We start from the raw sequence: 3,002 nt of genomic DNA on the forward strand, positions 1-3,002 counted from the left end.
CTGGTGGCGGCGGCGGTCGTGGCCGCGGCCCCGGCGGTGGTACCGCAGGTGCCTTCGGTAAGGGCGGCGGCAAGAGCAAGCAGCGCAAGTCGCGGCGGGCGAAGCGGCAAGAGTTCGAGATGCGGAGTGCTCCGGTCGTCGGTGGCGTCAACGTCACCCGCGGTAACGGAGAGATCATCCGCATGCGTCGCGGCGCATCGATCGCGGACTTCGCCGACAAGATCGAGACGCTGACCGGCTACACGGTGCAGCCCGGAACCCTCGTGACGATCCTCTTCAACCTCGGCGAGATGGCCACGGCCACCGAGTCGCTGGACGAGGCGACGTTCGAGGTCCTCGGTGCCGAGCTCGGCTACAAGATCCAGATGGTCTCGCCCGAGGACGAGGACAAGGAGCTCCTCGAGGGCTTCGGTCTCGACCTCGAGGCCGAGCTGGAAGCCGAGAGCGAAGACGACCTCGAGATCCGTCCCCCGGTCGTCACCGTCATGGGTCACGTCGACCACGGTAAGACGCGACTGCTCGACGCGATCCGTCAGACCAACGTCATCGAGGGAGAAGCCGGCGGCATCACCCAGCACATCGGTGCCTACCAGGTGTGGACCGAGCACGAGGGCATCGAGCGCGCCATCACGTTCATCGACACCCCGGGTCACGAGGCGTTCACCGCCATGCGTGCCCGTGGTGCGCAGGTCACCGACCTCGCGATCCTCGTGGTCGCAGCCGACGACGGCATCATGCCGCAGACGGTCGAGGCGTTGAACCACGCGCAGGCGGCGAACGTGCCGATCGTGGTCGCGGTGAACAAGGTCGACAAGCCCGACGCCAACCCCTCGAAGGTGCGTCAGCAGCTGACCGAGTACGGCCTGGTCGCCGAGGAGTTCGGTGGCGACGTCATGTTCGTCGACGTGTCCGCTCGTGCCGGCACCGGTATCCAGGAACTGCTGGATGCCGTGTTGCTCACCGCCGACGCTGGTCTCGACCTCACCGCCAACCCGAACAAGGGTGCTCGCGGTGTCGCCATCGAGGCGAAGCTCGACAAGGGCCGCGGTTCGGTCGCCACGGTGCTGATCCAGTCCGGAACGCTCCGGATCGGTGACGCGATCGTCGCAGGCACCGCCTATGGTCGCGTGCGTGCCATGGCGGACGAGAACGGCGAGCAGGTCCTCGAGGCCTACCCGTCGCGTCCGGTGCAGGTGCAGGGTCTGAACTCGGTGCCCCGTGCCGGTGACGTCTTCATCGTCACCGAGGAAGACCGCATGGCCCGCCAGATCGCTGAGAAGCGTGAAGCAGTCGAGCGCAACGCCCAGCTGGCCAAGGCCCGCAAGCGCATCTCGCTCGAGGACTTCACCCGTGCTCTCGAAGACGGCAAGGTCGAGTCGCTCAACCTCATCATCAAGGGTGACGTCTCCGGTGCCGTCGAGGCCCTGGAGGAGTCGCTGCTCAAGATCGAGGTCGATGATTCGGTGCAGCTGCGCATCATCCACCGCGGTGTCGGTGCGATCACCGAGTCCGACGTGAACCTGGCGACGATCGACAACGCGATCATCGTGGGCTTCAACGTGCGCCCCGACACGAAGGCACGCGAGCGTGCCGCCCGTGAAGGCGTGGACATCCGCTTCTACTCCGTCATCTACAACGCGATCGACGAGATCGAGAGCTCGCTCAAGGGCATGCTCAAGCCGGAGTACGAAGAGATCCAGTCGGGTGTGGCCGAGATCCGCGAGGTGTTCCGCTCCTCGAAGTTCGGCAACATCGCCGGTGTCATCGTGCGATCGGGAACGATCACGCGCAACGCCAAGGCCCGCGTCATCCGCGACGGCGTCGTGCTGGCCGATGGCCTTGCCATCGAGTCGCTGCGTCGTTTCAAGGACGATGTCACCGAGGTCCGTACGGACTACGAGGCCGGTATCGGACTCGGAAAATACAACGACATCCAGATCGGTGATGAGATCGAGACGACCGAGCTCGTCGAGAAGCCTCGCGGCTGATCAATTCGAAACACCTTCGGGCGTCTCCCTCTCCTGCTCCTTCCGGAGCACGGAGACGGGGGACGCCCTGAGGGTTCCTGGACAGGGAGAGAACAATGGCAGGCGAAAGACAGGCCCGTCTCGCGGATCGAATCCGCGTGATCCTCGCCGAACGGCTGGAGAAGGGGCTGCGCGACCCGCGCCTCGGCTTCGTCACCATCACCGACGTCCGCGTGAGCGGCGACCTCCAGCACGCATCGGTGTTCTACACGGTGCTGGGCACGGAGGAGGAGCGCATCTCCAGCGGTGCGGCGCTCACCTCGGCGACCGGAATGCTGCGCAGCGAGGTCGGACGGCAGCTGAGCACCAGGCTCGTGCCGACCCTCGAGTTCATTCCCGACGCGCTTCCGGAGAACGCCGACCACATCGGCGCGCTGCTGCGTGAAGCGCAGCAGCGTGATGCCGATGTCGCCAAGCTCGCGTCCTCGGCTTCCCACGCCGGCGACGCCGACCCGTACCGTACCGACGACGACGCGGAGTAAGCGCCGTTTGATACGCTCGGCTTCGCGGGACGGCGTCCCGCGAAGCTGAGGGGGATCGGCATCGAGGGTGCGAACACGTCTGGGGGGCCGTTTATCGCGCCCGCTGCCGTCGGGCTCCTCCTGGAGCAGCTGCTCGAGCAGGATCTCGGTTGCGCGCCCCACGTGCTCGCTCGCCTCGCCGATGATCTGGACGCGGACGCGGCGACGATCCGTGAGGTCGTCCAGCGGTTGACGCCGGATCAACGACACGGTCTGCGCCCGGCGCCGACGCCCCTGCCGCTGGTGCCTGCGATCGCGCAGAGGTTCGAGGGGGTGGCATTCGACGAACGCGATCGCAGGCTGCTTCTCGCACTCGCCGTGTGCCTGGACGATGCTCTCGATCCGATTCTCGAATTCGATGGGCGCTCGGCGGCCGAGGTCACCTCCGCCCGCGTCGGTGCCCACCTCGCCGTGCACGCCGGCCGGGTGCGCTTCATCGACGCCCGACTGGCGA

General features: G+C 66.7%; 3 protein-coding genes. All 3 read left to right on the forward strand.

From position 1 onward, the window contains the following. A partial coding sequence (gene infB, locus KZA10_RS10950) for a translation initiation factor IF-2 (RefSeq protein ID WP_218682896.1) occupies positions 1-1,988 on the forward strand: 1,988 nt, incomplete at its 5' end. A 95-nt stretch (positions 1,989-2,083) separates the two neighbouring features. Continuing rightward, positions 2,084-2,509, forward strand: coding sequence for a 30S ribosome-binding factor RbfA (gene rbfA, locus KZA10_RS10955; protein ID WP_021199404.1), 426 nt, complete (start codon positions 2,084-2,086; stop codon positions 2,507-2,509). Between the two features lie 162 nt (positions 2,510-2,671). Then, the coding region (locus tag KZA10_RS10960) for a hypothetical protein (protein WP_218682897.1) at positions 2,672-3,002 on the forward strand (331 nt) is incomplete at its 3' end.

Origin of the sequence: Microbacterium sp. BF1, from assembly GCF_019279095.1 — a bacterium.
GTDB lineage: Bacteria > Actinomycetota > Actinomycetes > Actinomycetales > Microbacteriaceae > Microbacterium > Microbacterium maritypicum.

Excerpts from the sequence above, each read along its gene's own strand:
- rbfA (WP_021199404.1), top strand. The coding sequence starts at position 2,084 with ATGGCAGGCGAAAGACAGGCCCGTCTCGCGGATCGAATCCGCGTGATC.